Genomic DNA, 18,093 nt, shown 5'->3' with positions numbered 1-18,093 from the left:
TCTGTGGTGGTGCGGCTTCAGTGGGTGGGTGGGTCGATTCCGGCCGCGGGGGTTACCTCCACAGCCGTGGGAGAGAGGATGCTGGAGACCCAGACCTCGGTGCCGCTCGCGATCGCGCGGTCGGCCTTGGCGGCTCGCTTGTGCGATCGGCCGCCGAGGTAGATGCGCACCTCGCCGTACCCGCCGTCGGGGATGGCGGTGATGACCCGTCCCGCGGCACCGACCAGGGCGTCCGAGCGGAACGAGGCGGCCGTCTCGCCGCGCTTGAGCCAGCGTGTCAACGCCGCCGCTCCCCACCCGGCGAGGATACCGGCGAGGATTCCGACGACCACCGCGATCCAGGTGACGTCGACGATGCTGAGCGAGATGACGCCGCCGAAGCCGAAGGCGCCGAGGAAGGCGGCGATGCTGGCGATGGAGAAGAGGTCACCGCCGAGGAAGTCGAGGTCCAGGAGGCCGTCGATGGCCTCACCGAACAGGAGGGAGAGCCCGACGATCATCAGGCCGAGGATCCCGATGATCAGGAATACGGTCACGTCCACTCTCCTAGGTTCGCGGACCCAGCCTATCGATTTCCGGGACGGTTCGGGGCAGGGGAATCATTCCCCTGCCCCGGTCACGTCGGTGGTCGGCCGCGGATCAGCGCGCCGCGGTGCCCTCCGTGTAGTCATCGTCGGACTTGACCCAGCTCATCAGCTTGCGCAGTTCGCGGCCGGTGGCCTCGATCGGGTGCGCCTCGCCTTCGGCACGGAGCCGCTTGAACTCGGGCGCGCCGGCGTCCTGGTCGTCGATGAAGCGCTTCGCGAACGCACCGGACTGGATGTCGGCGAGGACGGCCTTCATGTTCTCCTTGACGTGCGCGTCGATCACGCGCGGGCCGGAGACGTAGTCGCCGAACTCGGCGGTGTCGGAGATCGACCAGCGCTGCTTGGCGATGCCGCCCTCGTACATGAGGTCGACGATGAGCTTCAGCTCATGGAGGCACTCGAAGTACGCGACCTCGGGCTGGTAGCCGGCCTCGGTCAGGGTCTCGAAGCCCGCCATGATCAGCGCCGAGGCGCCGCCGCACAGCACCGCCTGCTCGCCGAAGAGGTCGGTCTCCGTCTCCTCGGTGAAGGTGGTCTTGATGCCGCCGGCGCGCAGGGAGCCGATGGCCTTCGCGTAGGACAGCGCGAGCGGCCACGCGTTGCCGGTCTCGTCCTTCTCGACGGCGATGATGGCGGGCACGCCGCGGCCGTCGACGTACTCGCGACGGACGAGGTGGCCGGGGCCCTTGGGGGCGACCATGCAGACGTCGACGCCCTCGGGAGCCTCGATGTAGCCGAAGCGGATGTTGAAGCCGTGGGCGAAGAAGAGGGCGTCACCGGCGACGAGGTGGGGGGCGATCTCCTCCGCGTACAGCTTCCGCTGCGCCTGGTCGGGGGCGAGGATCATGATCAGGTCGGCCTCTTCGACGGCCTGCGCCACCGGCAGGACGCGCAGGCCCTCGGCCTCGGCCTTCGCGGCCGACGGGGAGCCCTCGCGCAGGCCGACCCGCACGTCGACACCGGAGTCGCGGAGGCTCAGCGCGTGGGCGTGGCCCTGCGAGCCGTAGCCGATGACGGCGACGTGACGACCCTGGATGATCGAGAGGTCGGCGTCGTCGTCGTAGAACATCTCTGCCATGTGATTTCTTCCTTTACTTGTTGGTCTTGCCCGCAAGGGTCTTGGCGCCGCGACCGAGCGCGACCTGCCCCGACTGGACGAGTTCTTGGATGCCGTGTGGGGCAAGCATATTGAGCAACGCGTCGAGCTTGTCGCGGCTGCCCGTGGCCTCGATGGTGATCGAGTCGTTGGACACGTCGACCGCCTTGCCGCGGAACAGCCCCACCACGTCGATGATCTGGCTGCGGCTGGTCACGTCGGCCTTCACCTTCACGAGGATCATCTCGCGCTGGACGGCGTTGGCATCGAGCTCGAGCACCTTGCGGACCTCGATCAGCTTGTTGAGCTGCTTGACGATCTGCTCGAGGGCGGCCGCGTCGTCGACCTGTGCGACGACGGTCATCCGGGAGAGCTCGGGCCGCTCGGTCTGGCCGACGGCCAACGACTCGATGTTGAAGCCACGACGCGAGAAGAGCGCGGCGATCCGGGTCAGGACGCCCGGCCGGTTGGAGACGAGGATGCTCAGCGTGTACGCGGTCACAGGACTTCTTCTTCCCACTCGGGCGCCATGTCGCGCGCCACCTTGATCTCATCGTTGCTGGTGCCGGCCGGGACCATCGGCCACACCATGGCGTCCTTGTGGACGACGAACTCGACGACGACCGGGCGGTCGTTGATCTGCATCGCCTTCGCCAGGACGTCCTCCATCTCCTCCTCGTTCGTGGCCCGCAGACCGACGCAGCCCATCGCCTCGGCGAGCATCGGGAAGTTCGGCCACGTCTCGGTGGCGAGGTCGGTGTTGGAGTAGCGGTTCTCGTAGAAGAGGCTCTGCCACTGCCGGACCATTCCCAGCACGTTGTTGTTGATCACCGCGATCTTGATCGGGATGTTGTTGACCGCACAGGTGACGAGCTCCTGGTTGGTCATCTGGAAGCAGCCGTCGCCGTCGATCCCCCACACCATGCGATCCGGCGCGGCGACCTTGGCGCCCATGGCCGCCGGGACGCAGTAACCCATGGTGCCGGCGCCGCCGGAGTTGAGCCAGGTGTTCGGCGTCTGGTGCGGCAGGTAGTGGGCCGCCCACATCTGGTGCTGGCCGACGCCGGTGACGAAGATGGTGTCCGCGGGCGCCAGTTCACCCAGTCGCTTGATGACTTCCTGGGGCGACAGCTTGCCGTCGGGGGCCTGATCCCACCTCGGCTGGTAGCGGTCCTTCATGGTGCCCAGCTGGGCGCGCCAGGCGTCCGCGTCGGGCGCCGGCATGTCGGCCAGGACCTTCGCCAGTTCCCGGAGCGTCTCCCGCACGTCGCCCACGATGGGCACGTCGACGGGCTTGTTCTTGCCGATCTCGGCGGGGTCGATGTCCGCGTGGATGACCTTGGCGTCGACGGCGAAGCTGTCGAGCTTGCCCGTGACGCGGTCGTCGAAGCGGGTGCCGAGGGCGACGAGGAGGTCGGCCTTCTGCAGCGCCCCGACGGCTGCGACGGTGCCGTGCATGCCCGGCATGCCCATGTTGAGCTCGTGCGAGTCGGGGAACACCCCGCGCGCCATCAGGGTGGTGACGACCGGGATCTGGGTCAGGTCGACGAGTTCGGCCAGCTCCCGGTGGGCGTGGGCGGCCATCACACCGCCACCGACGTACAGGACCGGGCGGCGGGACTCGCTGATCAGCTTGGCCGCGGCGCGGATCTGCCGGGCGTGCGGGGTCACCGTCGGCTTGTAGCCGGGGAGGTCAAGCTCCGACGGCCACACGAACGGGGCCTTCGACGACAGCGCGTCCTTCGCGATGTCGACGAGCACCGGGCCCTTGCGGCCGGTACCTGCGATGTGGAAGGCCTCCTTGACCGCGAGTGGGATGTCCTTCGTCTCCTTCACCAGGAAGCTGTGCTTCGTGATGGGCATCGTGATGCCGCGGATGTCCGCCTCTTGGAAGGCGTCGGTGCCGATCGCCGCCGAGTTCACCTGGCCGGTGATCGCCACCAGCGGGGTGGAGTCCATGTACGCGTTGGCGATGGGGGTGACGAGGTTGGTGGCGCCGGGACCGGACGTCGCGATGCAGACGCCGATCTTGCCCGATGCGAGCGCGTAGCCCTCCGCCGCGTGCCCAGCGCCCTGCTCATGGCGGGTCAGGATGTGGCGGATCGTGGAGTCGAACAGGGGGTCGTAGGCGGGCAGGATGGCCCCGCCGGGGATGCCGAACGCTACCTCGACGCCAACGCGCTCCAGCGACTCAACGAGGGCTTCGGCGCCCGTGAGTAGTTCACCGTCCTGCTTGGCCATGGTTATCCCTTCATCTGTGCCGTCCAATAAAAAACCCCCGAGGCCGGAAGGCGCACGAGGGAGCGTTTCGTCGTAGGTGGCGAAACGCTTAGCGAATTACGAGACGGGTGGTTGACACAGTGCAACTGTTTCGCATCGCGCGCCGCCATGTCAACCGCGTCTCGAATCGCGAAACAGCGGGCCCGGGGAGACCCCGGACCCGCTGTCGTTTCGAGAGGTTGCTGACGCTGCTCAGACGGTCGCGTGAGCGTGGTCGGCGCGGACGTCGGCCACGGCCGGCTTGAGGCTCATGAGGGCCCAGCCGATGAGACCGAACATGACACCCAGCCCGATCACGAGGGCGGCGATGCCGTAGGACACCACCGAGGTGAAGAGTGACGCCCGCAGGAACGACGCGTTCATGATGGTGGTGCGCTTCTGCTGGAACTCAGCGGCGAGTTCCTCATCGCCGGCCTCCTGGGCCTTGCGGACCTCGGCGCCGAGCTCGGCGTAGGTCATGCCCTCGGTGGAATCCAGGGCGTGCGTGTTGATGATGTCGGCCTGGTAGTACGCGGTCAGGGGGCCACGCACCTCCTCGCCGCCGAACGCCTTGGCGTCCTGGGGCACCGTGATGCGCTCCGCGGCCAGCTGCGAGCTGACCATGCCCCACGTGACGGCCCCGGCGATGACCATGACGATTCCGGCGATGATCGACAGAATTCCGACGGTCTTAGCTACCTTCATGACCGTGTTCCTTTCGTTGCGTGCAGTAGATTTCACTGCACTGGTTCTCCAACAAGAAGAACTTTAAACACCCACGAAACCGGGATTCACGCGGGGTGAGTTAAGCCTGTCCTAACCGACGGTGGGTGGCCTCGATATCCTCACTGACTACGCTTTTCACGTTGCCGATGCCCGGGTTGTCGGGGTAGCGCGGGATGACGTGGACGTGGGTGTGGAACACCTCCTGGCCGGAGTCGGCGCCCGCGTTGCTGAGGAGGTTCACCGCCGACGCCCCGAGCCGTTCCTTGAGGAGGTTCGCGACCGTCACGACGGCGTGCGCGATCTCCCCGAGCACCGTCTCGTCCTCCAGCGCATCGACCGTGTGCCGCTTCGGCACGACGAGCGTGTGACCCGTCTGCCAGGGCGAGATGTCGAGGAACGCGACGGCGTGCTCGTCCTCGTAGACCTTCTTCGACGGGATCTCGCCGGCGACGATCCGGCAGAAGAGACAGTCCATGGGTGTTGCTCCTATCGAACGTTGATGCCGGCGGCCCGCATGCCGTCCTTGACCTGGCCCACCGTCAGCTTGCCATAGTGGAAGACGCTCGCCGCCAGCACCGCGTCGGCTCCCGCCCTCGCCGCGTCGACGAAGTGCTTCACCTCTCCGGCGCCGCCGGACGCGATCACAGGGACGGTGACCACCTCGCGCACTGCGCGGATCATCTCGATGTCGAAGCCTTCGGTGGTGCCGTCGGCGTCCATCGAGTTGAGCAGGATCTCGCCCACGCCGCGCTTGGCCGCCTCCTTCGCCCAGGCGATGGCGTCGACGCCGGCCGACCGGCTCCCGCCGTGGGTCGTGACGCCGAAGCCCGACGGCATCGTCGCGTCCCGGCGCGCGTCGAGGGAGAGGACCAGCACCTGCCGGCCGAAGCGCTGGGCGATCTCGTCGATCACCTGGGGCCGCGCGAGCGCGCCGGTGTTGATTCCGACCTTGTCCGCCCCCGAGCGCAGCAGCAGGTCGACGTCCTCGACGCTGCGCACTCCCCCGCCGACCGACAGCGGAATGAAGACGTTCTCCGCGCAACGGGTCACCATCTCACGCGTGGTGCCGCGGCCCTCGGAGGAGGCGGAGATGTCGAGGAAGACGAGCTCGTCGGCCCCCTCCCCCGAGTACTTCGCGGCCAGTTCGACGGGGTCGCCCGCGTCCCGGAGGTTGACGAAATTGACTCCCTTGACCACTCGCCCGTCTCGCACGTCGAGGCAGGGGATCACGCGCACAGAAACACCCATGCCGCCCAAGGTACCGCCGCGGGAAGCTACTCCTCCTCCATGTCCGCGGCCACCACGCCGCGGCGGAGTTGGTTGATGAGTGTGCGGCAGTTGCGCCGGAGGTCGCCCGGTCCGGCGGCCTGGGCCACCTGGCCGGAGATGTCGATGACCTGCCGCACCCAGCGGACGAAGTCGCCGGGGGCGAGCGACGAGTGGCGCAGCACCTTCGCGAAGTCCTGCCCGGACGCCCAGCGCCAGACCGCCTCGGCGAAGCCGATGTCGAGGTCGCGGGAACGCTCACGCTTGTGCCGGCGCTCGATGACGCCGACCTCCCGCCACACGTCGCGGAGCTCCGACTGGGCGCGTTCGCTCGCCAGGTCCGGCATCCGGGGCGCGATGACGTCCCGGCCAGGCCGGGACTCGAAGACGAGCGAGCTGAGCACGGCGCCGAGCTGCGGCGGGTCGAGGTCGCTCAGCACCCCCCGGCGGATGGCCTCGGCGGCCACGAGGTCCAGTTCGTTGTAGATCCGGCGGAGCATCGACCCGGCCTCGGTGAGGTCGTCGCCGGACAGGTAGCCGAGCTCCTCCAGCACGTCGCAGACGTGGTCGAACTGCACCGCTAGAGACTTCGAGCGGCCTCGCGCGGAGGCCTCGTTGCGCTCGGCCTCCCGCTCGAGCCGCAGCACCCTGGCGGCGGCGACCGCGTGCAGTTCCCGGTCCTCGCAGGCGTGACAGGGATGGTCGCGGATCTCCCGACGGAGCCGCTGGATCTCCGCCGCGTGCGACTCGTCGGTGGGGACGTCGTCGAAGTCCGGCTCGTCGAGCTCCTCGACCTTCGCGCCGAGGGCGGCCACCAGCGAGCGCCGGTCCGAGCGCTCCTTGAGTCGGAACTGCCGGGGCACGCGGATGCGGCCCTGGGCATCCACCGGGCCCGGGAAGTCGTGCGGCTCGAGTTTCAGGACCGTGTGGTCCAGCGAGATGATCTGCACCCAGGGCTTGGCGCCCTTCGCCGGCTTCTGACCGGTGCGCAGGACCACGCTCCAGCCCTGCCGCGGCACCCACACCACGTCGCCCGGCATGAGGCTCGCGATCGAGTCCGCGGTCTGCGCGACGCGCTCGGCGCGGCGGTGCTTCGCGGAGCTGGACTCGAGCCGCGACAGGTCGTCGCGGAGCTGGGCGTACTCCATGAAGTCGCCCAGGTGGCACTCGATCTGCTCCTGGAGGCCGGACAAGTCCTCGCGGATCCGTCGGTCCTGGCGGGCCGCCTGCACCACCGTCTTGTCGGTGAGGAACTGGGAGAAGGACTGGTCGAGCATCTCGCGCGCCCGGTCGCGGCCCATCGTCGTCATCAGGTTGACGGCCATGTTGTAACTCGGCGCGAAGCTGGACCGGAGCGGGTAGGTGCGGCGGGACGCGAGACCGGCCACCGCCCTCGGGTCCATCCCCGCCTGCCACAGGACGACGGCATGGCCCTCCACGTCGATGCCCCGCCGTCCGGCGCGTCCCGTGAGCTGGGTGTACTCGCCCGCGGTGATGTCGACGTGCGCCTCGCCGTTGTACTTCGACAGCTTTTCGAGCACGACCGTCCGCGCGGGCATGTTGATGCCCAGGGCGAGGGTCTCCGTCGCGAACACGAGCTTCAGAGCTCCCGTCTGGAACCCCTCCTCGACGATGGCCTTGAAAGCCGGGATCTGCCCGGCGTGGTGCGCGGCGACGCCGTGGGTGAGCGCCAGCCGGAAGTCCTCGAAGCCGAGCGCGTCGAGGTCGGCGAGGCTGAGGCCTGCGGCGTGCCGGTCGGCGATCTCGCCCAGCAGCCGCGCCTCCGCGGGCTCGGTGAGGACCACGCCGGAGTTCAGGACCTGCCCGACCGCGGCGTCGCAACCGGCGCGGGAGAAGATGAAGTAGATCGCGGGGAGGTACCGCGCCTTCTGGAGCACGCGCGCGACGTCGGCACGGCTCGTGGGGCGCTCGGCGAACCGCGGATGGGTCTCCCCGCCGAAGTCGCCCCTCCCGCCCGGCTTCCCTCGCCCGGACCGGCCGCGGGGGCGGCGGGAGTCGTCGCGGACGCGGCTGGACTCGTTCCTCGCTACCTGGAGCAGTTCGCGGTTGACCTTGGCGGCGCGCACGCTGGGCGCCTCCAGCGCGGTGGGTGCGGTCCCCTCGAACAGGTCCACGAGGCGGCGGCCCACCATGACGTGCTGGTAGAGCGGCACGGGGCGGCGCTCGCTCACGACGGTGGCGAAGTCGCCGCGCACCTCCGCGAGCCAGGCGCCGAAGTCCTCGACGTTGCTCACCGTGGCGCTCAGCGCCACCAGCTGCACCGACTCGGCCAGGCCGAGGATCACTTCCTCCCACACCGCGCCACGGAACCGGTCCGCAAGGTAGTGGACCTCGTCCATCACCACGTAGCCCAGATGGGTGAGCGCCGGGGACGCCGCGTAGATCATGTTGCGCAGCACCTCGGTGGTCATCACGACGATCTGCGCGTCCGGGTTGATGGACAGGTCCCCAGTGAGCAGGCCCACCCGCTCGGCCCCGTAGCGCGCCACGAGGTCGTGGTACTTCTGGTTCGAGAGCGCCTTGATGGGGGTCGTGTAGAAGCACTTGCGGGAGTGCTGGACGGCCAGGAAGACCGCGAACTCGCCGACGACCGTCTTGCCGGCGCCGGTGGGGGCGGCGACGAGCACGCCCTCCCCCGCGGCCAGCGCCTCGCAGCCCTCGACCTGGTAGTCGTCGAGCGGGAAGTCGTAGCCGGTGGCGAAATCCTCGATCAGTGTCATTGGGTGTACACCCTAAGGGCTCCGGGGTCGCACTCGACGGTGGCCGGCACGTCCCCGAGCTCCTCCCCGTCGCCCATGAGGAACATGTCGTCCCCGTCGACGGCGACGCTGGCGGCTGTGAACCGCTCCACCGCGGGGTCGGAGACGAACTTGCCCGTGTACACCGACGGGAGCAGGCGCAGCAGCTTGCCCCGGCCGACGGGGTGCACGATCGTGAGGTCGAGGAGGCCGTCGGCGAAGTCGGCGTCCGGGGAGATCAGCATGCCCCCGCCCACCACCCCGGTGTTGCAGATCGCCACCAGCATCGCGTCGAGCTCCCGCGGCTCGCCGTCGATGACGAGCCGGTAGGCCATGGGGGCGAAGTTGGCGAGTTCGCGCAGCGCGACGGCGCCGTAGCTGAGGGACCCGAACCGCAGGTGGGTCTCGTTGGTGGCGCGGTTCACGCGCGCGTCGTACCCGGAGCTGACCACCGCCCCGACGTACCGGCGCCCGGTGGAGTTCACGACGCGCGACAGGTCGATGCGGCGCCAGCGGCCCTCGGCGATCACGTCGACCGCGGCCCGGATGTCCTTCGGCACGCCCACGGCGCGGGCGAAGTCGTTGCCCGTGCCGGCCGGGATGATCCCCAGCGTGGCCTCGGTGTGGGCGCAGGCGTTCAGGCCGAGGTGCGCCATCCCGTCCCCGCCCATCGCCACCACCGAGTCGCCGTCGCGGGCCGCGAGGGCCGCGGCCCGGAGGTGGTTCTGCGCGTCCTCCCAGCTCGACGACTGGATGACGTGCAACTCGGTGGTCGGCATGGTCTCGCGCAGGTGCTGCGCGATCTTGGGCAGCGCCCGCCCGGCGCGTCCCCCGCCGGACTTCGGGTTGACGACCAGCGTGAGGAGCCGCGGCTTGGCGAGTTCGTTCACTTGCCGACGTCCAGTTCGGGGTTGAACTCGGCGTACGACTCCTCCGTGATGCCCCGCTTCTTGTCGATGATCCGGCACACCACCTCGGCCACGAGGAAGAGGAGCGTCATGGGCAGGACCAGTGCCAGCATCGAGAAGGGGTCGACGGTGGGGGTCACGACCGCGGCGAGCACGAAGGACCCGAGGACGACGAACTTCCGCGCCTTGGCGAGCTGGAAGCCGTGCACCACGCCGGCCAGGTTGAGCATGACCAGCAGGACCGGCAGCACGAAGGAGACCCCGAACACGAGCATGATCATGACTTCCTTCTGCAGAAAGTCGACCATGTCGAGGAGGTTGATGATGTCCAGCCCCTGGGGGGTGAAGCTCAGCATGAGCGCCACGCCGCGCGGCCACACGATGTAGCCCAGCACGCAGCCGATGACGAACAGCGGCGACGCCGCTCCCACGAAGACCAGGACGTACTTCTTCTCGTTCTTCAGCAGCGCCGGGGCCACGAAGGCCCAGATCTGGTACAGCCAGATGGGTGTGGAGAGGACGAGCCCGGCGAGCAGGCAGCCGATCACCGCCAGCGTGAACGGGGACACGACGCCCACGTTGGTCAGTTCGATCGTGGCGGCACCTCCGGTGGCGGCCATGACGTCGGCCTTCGCCTGTTCGTAGGGCGCGGTGATGAACCGCATGAGGTCCTCGTAGAAGAACGCGGAGAGGGCCGAGAAGACCACGATCCCGAGCACGGCGATCGTCAGGCGATAGCGCAGTTCGCGGATGTGGTCGATGAGCGTCATCGTCCCGCCGGGGCCGCCCTTGGGCGGCTTCAGCCAGCCGAAGCGGCCGCCACCGGTCACGCGGGCGGTCGAGGCAGACACGGCGCCCCGCTCAGACCTGCGGGTCGCGCGGGTCCTCGTCAACCGGGGTCGCGCCGGGCTGGTCCGGGCGGGTCGGCTGCGCGGTGCCCTGCGGCTGGTGCGTCTGCGGGGCGTCGACGGGCTTGGTGTCGCCGGTCACCTCGTCCTTGAACTCGCGGATCGAGCGGCCGACGCCCTTGCCGAGGCCGGCGAGCCGGGAGCCGCCGAAGAGCACCAGCACGACGAGGAGGATGATCACGGCTTCCCAGACACCGATGAACATTGGGATGGGCATGTTGTAGCCACCTTTCATTGCTGTGGACAGTCTAGTCAGTAGGTCGGGGTCCGGGATCGGCGACCACGGCGCGAAACTCGTCGACTGTCGATTTCAGCAGCGACGCCTCATGCCGCAGTTCGGTGAACCTCCTGCGCAGCGCAAGAGCATAGCCGACGACGAACAGGAGCCCCGCAAGGCCCAGGACGAGCAGCGCGACCGCCACCCAGATCATGGGCGACCGTACTGTTCGAGGGCCGCCCGCGCCAGTGAGCGGGCCAACTCGGCCACGTCGGCGTTCGACACGCGGACGGCGTCCTCGCCCAGGCTCAGCAGCAGCCGGGCGCCCCATTCGTCGGAGACGAGCGGGAAGGTGATCTCCAGCCCCTCGTCGACCTCGCGCACCTGCGTGGTCGGGTGGTAGTCGGCGCACCAGCGCCCGCGGGGCCGGACGACGACGGTGAGGGTGTGGGTGACGTCGCCGAACCAACTGTCCAGCTGCTCCGGTACCTCCCGGGGTGCGACCGGCTCGTCGAGGGTCTCCGCCCGGACGATCCGCTCGAGGCGGTAGGAACGCCACGCCGCGCGCTCGCGGCTCCAGGCGTCGAGGTAGACGTAGCCCGAGTCGGCACGCAACCGGGCCGGCTCGACGATCGCGGTCCTCGTCGCTCCCCTGCCGCCCGGCCGGTACGTGAGCCGGACCGCGCGTCGCTCCTCGAGCGCCGAATTGAGCGCAGCGCGGACCTCGGCGTCGCCGGACTGCACCGCGACGCTCACCGGCGGCTCGGCGCCGAGGGACAGTTCCTTCAGCTTCGCCAGCGCAGACTTGGCGGCGGAGTCGTCCCCGCCCATCTCCATGACCACCTGGAGCGCGACGATGAGGGACGCCACCTGGTCGTGGGTGAGCCGCATGGGCCGGCCGAGCGCGTCGACGTTGCGCACGAAGATGTGCCCGTCCGAGCGGGCGCCGTCGATGTCCACGTCGAACAGGTCCCCGTAGAGACCACCGGGCAGCCCGACGAACTGCAGGATGGCGAGGTCGGCCAGGATCCGCTTCGGCGTCACGCCGAAGGCCTCGGCCACCTCCTCGACCCTGATCCCCGGACGGGCCTTGAGGAACGGAACCAGGTCCACCAGCCGCTCGAGCTCGCTCACCATGCACTCCTCGACAAGGTCTCGAGACGCGCGACGACGGCGTCCCGGATGGACTCCGGGGCCAGGACGACGGCCTCGGGGCCGGCCGCGCAGATCTCGGCGACCAGCATCGCGTCGGTGACGTGCGACACCTCGTGTGCGGTGAACCCCTCCGGCAGCGGGCCGTCCCACTCGGCCGGGGCGGCGCCCGCCGCGAGCTCCGGGGCGTCGCGGAGCGCGACGACGGCGCTCACGGTCGTCGGCGGCTCGATCTGCGTGTCGACGTCGGCGGGCACGTCGTAGGCCCCGGCCGGGCCGACGGCCTCCACCTCGCCCTCGATGCGGTTCAGCTTGAAACGACGGGTGGCGTCGCGGTCGAGGTCCCGGCCGATGACGAGCCACTGGCCGCGTCGCTGGTAGAGCCGCCACGGCTCCAGCCGGCGGGTCCGCCCGTCGTGGGTGAACGTGATCGCGCGCCGTTGGAAGAGCGCCTCGTAGATGACGTCGAAGGACGGCTCCGCCACGGGGATCTGCGCCCGGATGGGCGGCAGGTGGGCGAGGTCGGGGGCGGCGCCCGCTGCGCTCAGACGCAGCAGCGCGTCGGTGGTGGCCTGGGCGCTCACGGACGTCTGCCAGGTGTGCGCCGCGAGTCCGATGGAGACGAGTTCCTCGGCGGTGAACTCCACCGGCGGCAGCTCGAACGTGCCGCGGTTGATGCGGTAGCCGTCCTCCTCGTTGAGGTCGCGGTCGTTGCTGCCGGTCTCGATCTCGATCCCCAGGTCGCGCAGTTCCTTCTTGTCGCGCTCGAAGGTGCGGTCGAAGCTCCCGGACTCGCGGTAGCCCTCCACCATCTCCCTGAGCTCGTGCTTCGTCAGGAACCGTTTCGTCGTCAGCAGAGCGATCAGCAGGTTGAGCACCCGCTCCGATTTCGCCGCAGCCATGGCCACCTCCTACGGGAGCACAGCCTAGCGGGGCCTACGCTGGACGAATGCACATCGACCGGTATGCGCCCTCCCCCACCTCGGACCTGCACCTGGGCAACCTCCGGACGGCGTTGGCGGGCTGGCTGCTGGCTCGTGTCGCCGGCGGGCAGTGGCTGATGCGGGTTGAGGACCTGGACGAGGCGCGCGTGAGAGCGGCCGGGGGTGCCGAGGCGCGGCAACTGGCGGACCTGCGGGCGTTGGGCCTGACGTGGGACGGCCCGGTGGTGCGCCAGTCCGAGCGGCTCGAGCTCTACCGGCAGGCCGTCGCCGCGCTGGGTGGGCGGGTCTACGAGTGCTTCTGCACCCGGCGGGAGATCGCCGAGGCGGCGTCCGCGCCGCACGGCGACGACGGGTACCGGCCCTACCCCGGCACCTGTCGTCGGCTGTCCGAGCGCGAGCGCGCAGAGCGGCGCGCCACCCGCCCGGCCGCCCTGCGGGTGCGCGGCGACGGCGCGTCGTTCACCATCCAGGACGCGCACGCGGGCGAGGTGACGGGCATCGTCGACGACTTCGTGCTGGTCCGCGCCGACGGGACACCCGCCTACAACCTCGCGGTGGTCGTGGACGACATCGCCATGGGAGTCACCCACATCACCCGCGGCGACGACCTGCTCTCGTCCGCGCCGCGCCAGGCCTGGCTCACGGAGCAGCTGGGCGGGTCACCGGCGCGCTACGCGCACGTCGGGCTGGTGCTCGGCCCCGACGGGAAGCGGCTGGCGAAGCGCGACGGCGCGGTGACGCTGGCCGAGGCCGGCGGGCCGGCGGCGGTGTTCCCTTGGCTCGCGGAGTCCCTCGGTCTCGGGCCCTGTCGGAACGTGGAAGAGGCCCTCGCGGCGATGCCGGGCGAGAGCCTCTTCGAACGGGTGGTGTGGCGTGGTCAGGGGTTCTGGACGTCCAGTACGTCGATCACGTAGACCAGCGTCTGGTCCGGCTGGAGCGCCGGGGCGGTGGTGCGTCCCTCGGGGTACGCCAGCGCGGGCGGCACGACGAGCATCACCCGAGAACCGGCGGTCTGGCCCACCAGGCCCTGCTTCCACCCCTCGATGAGTCCGGCGAGCTGGCCGGACTGCGGCGCCCAGGCGTCCTCGAAGACCTCGCCTGTTGACCAGACCCAGCTCCGGTACTTCACCTGGATCATCGACTCTGCGGTGATCGCCTCGCCGGGGCCCTTGATGAGCGGCGCCACCTGGAGCTCGGCCGGCGGCTGCTGCGAGGAGTCGATCGTCACCGTCGGCGCGCCCTCGTCGTCCTCGGCCACGGCCGGGAGCCCCTCGACGGGCGGCACGGCCTCGCCGGTGGCCTCCTCGAAGTTCGCCGACACGATGTCGACGACGAACAGGAGCGAGTCGCCCGGCTTGATGCTGCCGTCCTGGTTGCCCTCGGGGTAGCCGTCGGAGCTGGGCATGCCGATCAGGACCCGGGAGCCGACGGTCTGCCCGTCGAGACCCAGCCGGAAGCCGGGGACGACGTTGGCCAGCGCGAAGGTGACGGGGCTGCCGGCCTCGTAGGAGGAGTCGAACACCTCACCGGTGGTGCCGTTGACGCCGACGTAGTTGACGGTCACGACGGAGTCCTTGTTGAGCTTCTGGGTGCCCTCGGACGGGCGCAGCACGCGCGTCGTCGTGCTCGCGATGCCCCACGGCGCGTCGAACGTCACCTCGGGCACGTCCTCGTCGGACACCTCGATGGCGCTGAGGTCCGTTGACGGCGACACCGACGGGCTCGGGCTCGCCTCGGGACTCGGCGAGGCCTCGGACGCCGAGGGCGAGGGCGACGGGGAGGCGGCGGTGTCGCTCGCGGCGGGCGAGGGGCTCGGCGACGAGGTCTCCTCGGCGCTCGGGGAACATGCGCCCAACACGGCCACGGACAGCACGGCCAGGGCGGCGGTGCGCATACTCTTCAGGAAAGACACGCCGGAATACTACCCGAGTCTCACATGCCGACGATGTCGAGCAGCTTCCCGAGCTCGTCGCGCGTGATCTCGCGCGTCTCGCCGGGCGGCAGCTGGCCGAGCATGATCGGGCCGATCGCCGTGCGGGACAGCCGCTCGACGGGGTGTCCCACGGCGTCCATCATCCGACGCACGATGCGGTTGCGGCCCTCGTGCAGCGTGATGCGCAGCAGGGTGCGGCCCTCGGTCCTGGACACGACCTTGATCTTGTCCGGCTTCACCGGGCCGTCGTCGAGCGTGACGCCCTTCTCCAGCCTCTTCAGCGTCCGCGGTTCCATGCCACCGACGACCTCGACCATGTAGGTCTTGGACACCTCGTAGGAGGGGTGGGCCAGGCGGTGCGCGAACTCGCCGTCGTTGGTGAGGACGATGAGCCCCTCCGTCTGGGTGTCGAGCCGGCCGACGTGGAACAGCCGCGGCATGCGGGGCGGCACGTAGTCGCTGAGCGTCGGGCGCCCCTCGGGGTCGTCCATCGTGGAGACCACGCCGCGGGGCTTGTTGAGGACCAGGTAGATGTGGCGGCGCGGTGCGGGGATCCGTGACCCGTCGACGCGGATGGTGTCCCTTTCGGGGTCGACGCGGGTGCCCAGTTCGGTCACGATGCGGCCGTTCACCTCGACGCGTCCGTCGAGGATCATCTCCTCGCTCGCGCGCCGGGACGCGATGCCCGCGGCGGCCAGCACCTTCTGCAGGCGCACGCCCTCGGTCTCAGTCATGGTTCTCCTCCTTAGCGAGCTCGCCGAGCTCGGCCTCCAAGGCTACGGCGTCGGGGAGCAGCGGCGCCAGATCGGGCAGGTCGCGCAGGCTGGCGAGCCCGAGCTTCTCGAGGAACAGGGGCGTCGTCTCGTAGGTCGTCGCCCCGGTGACCTGGTCGTGACCGGCCTCGCGGATCAGCCCGCGCATGGTCAGCGTCCGCACCACGCCGTCGACGTTCACCCCGCGCACCCCCGCGATCCGCCCCCGGGAGACGGGCTGCAGGTACGCGACCACGGCGAGGGTCTCGAGCGCCGCCTGGCTGAGTTTGGCCCGCTGGTCCGACGTGAGCCAGGCCTCCAGCACGTCGGCCACGTCGTCGACCGTGGCGAAGCGCCAGCCGCCGGCGACGAACACGAGCCGGATCCCGCGGTCGTGCTCGGCGTAGAAGCCGGCGATGGAGCGGAGCTCGGACTCGACCTCGGCGACGGGCGCGTCGACCGCGGCGGCCAGTTCCTCGGGCGGCAGCGACTCCGTGGACATCAGGAGCAGCGCCTCGAGCGCGCGGGAAAGGCTCACGTTTCCTCCAGTTGGGGTTGCGGTCCGTACTCGTCCTCGACCTCGACCGCCTCGTCGTCACCGGCCGTCCACCGGATGCTGAGCTCGCCGAGCGGCGCCACCTGCTCGAAGCTCACCTGCGCCGCGCGGAAGAGTTCCAGCACCGCCAGGAAGCGGACGACGACCGTCAGCCGGTCCTCGCCCTCGATCAGCCGACGGAAGGTGAGCGCACCCTCTCTCCGCAGCCGCGCGCCGACGAGTTGCACCTGCTCCGTCAGGCTCACCGTCGCGCCGTGCAGGTGGGTGAGCTCGACGACGGGCGGGGCCTTCGGCGTCATGGCAGCGGCGGCGAGCCGGGCGAGGTCGTCGGGCGTGATGCCGAGCTCGACCTCGGGGAGGATGCCGCGGAACTTCTCCTCCACACCGCCGGGCCGGTAGTGCCGCCGGCCGGCGGTGTCCATGGCGGCCTGCAGCCAGGCGGCCATCTCCTTGAACGCCCGGTACTGCAGGAGCCGCGCGAAGAGCAGGTCCCTCGCCTCCAGGGCGGCGATGTCCTCGGGATCCTCGGCCTCCGCCCCGGGCAGCAGCCGCGCGGCCTTGAGGTCGAGGAGGGTGGCGGCGACGACCAGGAACGAGCTCATCAGCTCGAGGTCCCATTCCCCCTGCTTGACGTGCGCGATGAAGTCGTCGGTGACCTGGCTGAGCGCGACCTCGGTCACGTCCAGCTCGCGCTTGGCGATCAGTTGGAGGAGCAGGTCGAACGGGCCCTCGAAGTTCTTGAGGTGCACCTCGAACCCGGCCACCTCCTCGTGGTGGTCGCCGCGGGGAGCCTTCCTACTGCTCACGGAGTTCCCGCACCAGCGCGGACTCCGACTGCCCCTCCTCGAGGTCCCGGAGAGCCAGCGCGACGGCGGTGCGGACCAGGCGCCCGCGGTCGACCCGGATGCCGTGGCGGCGCCGCAGCTCCAGGTTCGCGTCCTCCAGCGCGAGCAGTTCGTGCTCCGAGAAGTAGACGGTGATCTTGTGGTCGTGCCGGACCCGGCCGGTGGCGGCCGGGGCGGCGGGTGGCTCGTCGGCCTCCGCCGGGGACGGCTGGGGCGCCGGGGGCTCCGCGGCCGGGGGCCTGGGCGACTCCGCCCCGGTGGGCCGGAACAGCTCGGAGGCGCCCGGCAGCGACGCCCGCTTAGCCATTCTGGACCCTCAGCAGCACCTCTCGCGCCAGCTGGCGGTACGCGTCGGCGCCGGGCGAGGACGGGGCGTAGGACGTGATCGGCTCACCCGCGACGGTGGTCTCCGGGAACCGGACGGTGCGGCGGATCACGGTATGGAACACCTGGTCGCCGAACGCTTGGACGACGCGCTCGAGCACCTCGCGACCGTGGATGGTCCGGGCGTCGTACATGGTGCCGAGGAGGCCCAGGATCTCCAGGTCGGGGTTGAGCCGGTCCTGCACCTTGGTGATGGTGTCGGTGAGCAGCGCGATGCCGCGCAGCGCGAAGAACTCGAGCTCCAGCGGCATCACGACGTAGTCGCTCGCCGTGAGCGCGTTGATGGTGAGCAGGCCGAGGCTCGGCGCGCAGTCGATGAGGATGAAGTCGTACTGGTTGCGCAGCTTGGCGAGCACCCGGGTGAGTGTCTGCTCTCGGGCGACCTCGCTCACGAGCTGCACCTCCGCGGCGGAGAGGTCGATGTTGGACGGCAGGATGTCCAGCCCTGGCGTGGAGGTCTGCCGCACCACGTCCTCGGGGGCGAACTCGCGCGTCAGCAGCAGGTTGTAGATGGAGCGGTCGAGGGTGTGCGGATTGATGCCGAGCCCCACGCTGAGCGACCCCTGGGGGTCGAAGTCCACCAGCAGCACGCGCCGGCCGGTCTCCACGAGCGCGGCGCCGAGGTTGATCGTCGTGGTGGTCTTGCCGACGCCGCCCTTCTGGTTGCACATCGAGATGATCGCGGCCCGCTTCTCGCCGTCGACGGGGGGCGCCGGCTCCGGAAAGATCGGTAGTGGGCGTCCGGTGGGGCCCAGCTCCCCCTCCAACAGCGATTCTTCAGCCACTGCATTTCCTCCTGCG

At 70.0% G+C, this 18,093-nt stretch carries 21 protein-coding genes; 1 reads left to right on the top strand and 20 read right to left on the bottom strand.

Going from position 1 to position 18,093, the window contains the following annotated elements; genetic code table 11:
* Positions 1 to 17 precede the first annotated feature (17 nt).
* The 14 genes from BLR46_RS09970 to BLR46_RS09905 form a co-directional block, all read right to left on the bottom strand.
* Positions 18 to 536 (bottom strand): hypothetical protein, encoded by a 519-nt coding sequence (locus BLR46_RS09970; protein ID WP_093251582.1) that lies wholly within the window; start codon positions 534 to 536, stop codon positions 18 to 20.
* Positions 537 to 639: 103 nt separating this feature from the next.
* Positions 640 to 1,665, bottom strand: a complete 1,026-nt coding sequence (gene ilvC, locus BLR46_RS09965; protein ID WP_093251580.1) for a ketol-acid reductoisomerase — start codon at positions 1,663 to 1,665, stop codon at positions 640 to 642.
* Positions 1,666 to 1,678: 13 nt separating this feature from the next.
* Positions 1,679 to 2,185: an acetolactate synthase small subunit gene (gene ilvN / locus BLR46_RS09960; protein ID WP_093251577.1), complete on the bottom strand. Its 507-nt coding sequence runs from the start codon at positions 2,183 to 2,185 to the stop codon at positions 1,679 to 1,681.
* A complete protein-coding gene (locus tag BLR46_RS09955) occupies positions 2,182 to 3,924 on the bottom strand; it encodes an acetolactate synthase large subunit (protein WP_093251575.1) in 1,743 nt (580 codons plus the stop codon). Before BLR46_RS09955 ends, ilvN begins: the two co-directional genes overlap by 4 nt.
* Before the next feature lie 231 nt (positions 3,925 to 4,155).
* The gene (locus BLR46_RS09950; protein ID WP_093251572.1) at positions 4,156 to 4,647 is read right to left on the bottom strand and encodes a hypothetical protein; all 492 of its coding nucleotides are present in this window, start codon (positions 4,645 to 4,647) and stop codon (positions 4,156 to 4,158) included.
* Positions 4,648 to 4,747: 100 nt separating this feature from the next.
* The gene (locus tag BLR46_RS09945) at positions 4,748 to 5,143 is read right to left on the bottom strand and encodes an HIT family protein (protein WP_093251569.1); all 396 of its coding nucleotides are present in this window, start codon (positions 5,141 to 5,143) and stop codon (positions 4,748 to 4,750) included.
* Positions 5,144 to 5,154: 11 nt separating this feature from the next.
* Positions 5,155 to 5,916 (bottom strand): imidazole glycerol phosphate synthase subunit HisF, encoded by a 762-nt coding sequence (gene hisF / locus BLR46_RS09940; RefSeq protein ID WP_093251567.1) that lies wholly within the window; start codon positions 5,914 to 5,916, stop codon positions 5,155 to 5,157.
* 26 nt (positions 5,917 to 5,942) lie between these two features.
* Positions 5,943 to 8,675: a DEAD/DEAH box helicase gene (locus tag BLR46_RS09935; protein WP_093251565.1), complete on the bottom strand. Its 2,733-nt coding sequence runs from the start codon at positions 8,673 to 8,675 to the stop codon at positions 5,943 to 5,945.
* Positions 8,672 to 9,583: a diacylglycerol/lipid kinase family protein gene (locus tag BLR46_RS09930; RefSeq protein ID WP_093251562.1), complete on the bottom strand. Its 912-nt coding sequence runs from the start codon at positions 9,581 to 9,583 to the stop codon at positions 8,672 to 8,674. Before BLR46_RS09930 ends, BLR46_RS09935 begins: the two co-directional genes overlap by 4 nt.
* Entirely contained in the window at positions 9,580 to 10,452 is an 873-nt protein-coding gene (tatC, locus tag BLR46_RS09925; RefSeq protein WP_245701637.1) for a twin-arginine translocase subunit TatC, read from the bottom strand. The genes BLR46_RS09930 and tatC overlap by 4 nt, the downstream gene beginning before the upstream one ends.
* A gap of 10 nt (positions 10,453 to 10,462) precedes the next feature.
* Positions 10,463 to 10,726: a twin-arginine translocase TatA/TatE family subunit gene (gene tatA / locus BLR46_RS15525; protein ID WP_425441389.1), complete on the bottom strand. Its 264-nt coding sequence runs from the start codon at positions 10,724 to 10,726 to the stop codon at positions 10,463 to 10,465.
* A 31-nt stretch (positions 10,727 to 10,757) separates the two neighbouring features.
* The gene (locus BLR46_RS09915; protein ID WP_093251557.1) at positions 10,758 to 10,940 is read right to left on the bottom strand and encodes a hypothetical protein; all 183 of its coding nucleotides are present in this window, start codon (positions 10,938 to 10,940) and stop codon (positions 10,758 to 10,760) included.
* Positions 10,937 to 11,860, bottom strand: coding sequence for a helix-turn-helix transcriptional regulator (locus BLR46_RS09910; RefSeq protein ID WP_143008271.1), 924 nt, complete (start codon positions 11,858 to 11,860; stop codon positions 10,937 to 10,939). Before BLR46_RS09910 ends, BLR46_RS09915 begins: the two co-directional genes overlap by 4 nt.
* Positions 11,857 to 12,780 carry a helix-turn-helix transcriptional regulator gene (locus BLR46_RS09905; protein WP_093251552.1) on the bottom strand — a complete coding sequence of 308 codons (924 nt, stop codon included), beginning with the start codon at positions 12,778 to 12,780 and terminating at the stop codon, positions 11,857 to 11,859. The genes BLR46_RS09910 and BLR46_RS09905 overlap by 4 nt, the downstream gene beginning before the upstream one ends.
* Before the next feature lie 47 nt (positions 12,781 to 12,827).
* Here BLR46_RS09905 and gluQRS point away from each other — a divergent pair, with 47 nt between their 5' ends.
* A complete protein-coding gene (gene gluQRS, locus BLR46_RS09900) occupies positions 12,828 to 13,736 on the top strand; it encodes a tRNA glutamyl-Q(34) synthetase GluQRS (protein WP_093251550.1) in 909 nt (302 codons plus the stop codon).
* On the opposite strand, the gene BLR46_RS09895 is transcribed toward gluQRS, so the two are convergent.
* Genes BLR46_RS09895 through BLR46_RS09870 form a run of 6 tightly spaced genes read right to left on the bottom strand, consistent with a single transcriptional unit; the run spans position 13,700 to position 18,077 of the window.
* Complete coding sequence (locus BLR46_RS09895; RefSeq protein ID WP_245701636.1) at positions 13,700 to 14,734, bottom strand: FKBP-type peptidyl-prolyl cis-trans isomerase; 1,035 nt, start codon at positions 14,732 to 14,734, stop codon at positions 13,700 to 13,702. The genes gluQRS and BLR46_RS09895 overlap by 37 nt on opposite strands.
* A 20-nt stretch (positions 14,735 to 14,754) precedes the next feature.
* The gene (locus BLR46_RS09890) at positions 14,755 to 15,489 is read right to left on the bottom strand and encodes a pseudouridine synthase (RefSeq protein WP_093251545.1); all 735 of its coding nucleotides are present in this window, start codon (positions 15,487 to 15,489) and stop codon (positions 14,755 to 14,757) included.
* A complete protein-coding gene (gene scpB / locus BLR46_RS09885; RefSeq protein ID WP_093251542.1) occupies positions 15,482 to 16,045 on the bottom strand; it encodes an SMC-Scp complex subunit ScpB in 564 nt (187 codons plus the stop codon). The genes BLR46_RS09890 and scpB overlap by 8 nt, the downstream gene beginning before the upstream one ends.
* Positions 16,042 to 16,869 (bottom strand): segregation and condensation protein A, encoded by an 828-nt coding sequence (locus tag BLR46_RS09880; protein WP_093251540.1) that lies wholly within the window; start codon positions 16,867 to 16,869, stop codon positions 16,042 to 16,044. The genes scpB and BLR46_RS09880 overlap by 4 nt, the downstream gene beginning before the upstream one ends.
* Positions 16,859 to 17,215, bottom strand: coding sequence for a hypothetical protein (locus tag BLR46_RS09875; RefSeq protein ID WP_093251539.1), 357 nt, complete (start codon positions 17,213 to 17,215; stop codon positions 16,859 to 16,861). Before BLR46_RS09875 ends, BLR46_RS09880 begins: the two co-directional genes overlap by 11 nt.
* Entirely contained in the window at positions 17,208 to 18,077 is an 870-nt protein-coding gene (locus BLR46_RS09870) for a ParA family protein (RefSeq protein ID WP_093251538.1), read from the bottom strand. Before BLR46_RS09870 ends, BLR46_RS09875 begins: the two co-directional genes overlap by 8 nt.
* Between the last annotated feature and the right edge of the window lie 16 nt (positions 18,078 to 18,093).

This window comes from Tessaracoccus oleiagri (assembly GCF_900103275.1).
GTDB classification, from domain to species: domain Bacteria; phylum Actinomycetota; class Actinomycetes; order Propionibacteriales; family Propionibacteriaceae; genus Arachnia; species Arachnia oleiagri.
This window is presented reverse-complemented; position numbering and strand designations above follow the sequence as displayed.